This is a genomic window from Streptomyces sp. NRRL WC-3549 (assembly GCF_000721935.1).
In the GTDB taxonomy this organism is placed as follows: Bacteria; Actinomycetota; Actinomycetes; order Streptomycetales; family Streptomycetaceae; genus Streptomyces.
Genome location: NZ_KL585422.1, coordinates 47,549 through 48,274, shown reverse-complemented (window position 1 = coordinate 48,274; position 726 = coordinate 47,549). Strand labels below are relative to the sequence as shown.

At 76.2% G+C, this 726-nt stretch carries 1 pseudogene; it reads right to left on the bottom strand.

Going from position 1 to position 726, the window contains the following annotated elements:
* Positions 1-726 (bottom strand): annotated as a pseudogene (locus IH13_RS0126385) (hypothetical protein); the annotation flags it as partial.

The window sequence follows — 726 nt, the reverse complement described above, 5'->3', positions numbered from 1 at the left end:
CAGGACGCTGCCCTGGGAGTGGCCGGAGATGACGAGCCTGCCCCGGGTGCTGCCCGTCCAGGCGCACATCCGGGACGACAGGTCGGGGACGGCCCGCTCCGCGTAGCACGGCGGCGCGAAGGGGTGGGCGGCGCGCGGCCAGAACGTGCCGACGTCCCAGAGGATGCCGATGGTGCGGCGGGCGGAGACGTCACGGTAGGCGCGGCGCCCCCAGGTGACGAACAGTATGAACCCGACCCCTATCAGCCAGGACCCCGTCGCCTGTGCGGCCTCGGCGACCGATTCGACGAGCGGGCCCGCTCCGTGCAGGGCCAGTCCGGGCACCTGTCCGCTGACCCAGGAACCGACGACCGCCGCGGCCCCCAGGAACAGGGTGGCGCCGGAGACCAGCGCCACGATCCGGGGCGCCGAGTCGGTGAGCGCGGCCGTGGCCCTGATGCGGGCGATCTGCCGGGTGCGCCACGGGTCGGGGTGTGCCTGCGCGTACTCGGCCTCGATGCCCGGCTCCATGCGCCGGGCGCGCCGGGCGGTGCGGGCGGCGAGCCAGGCGACGGGGACCAGGAGCAGGAGCAGCAGGACGGGGATCACGGAGGCCTGCCAGCTCAGGAGCACGGGCGGGCCCTCGACGACGGTCCTGCCGCCCATCCCGGGGGTCCCGGGGCCGTCGAGCCAGTCGGCGACGCGCTGGGCCACCCCGCCGGTCATCACCCCGCCGAGCGCGCAGGC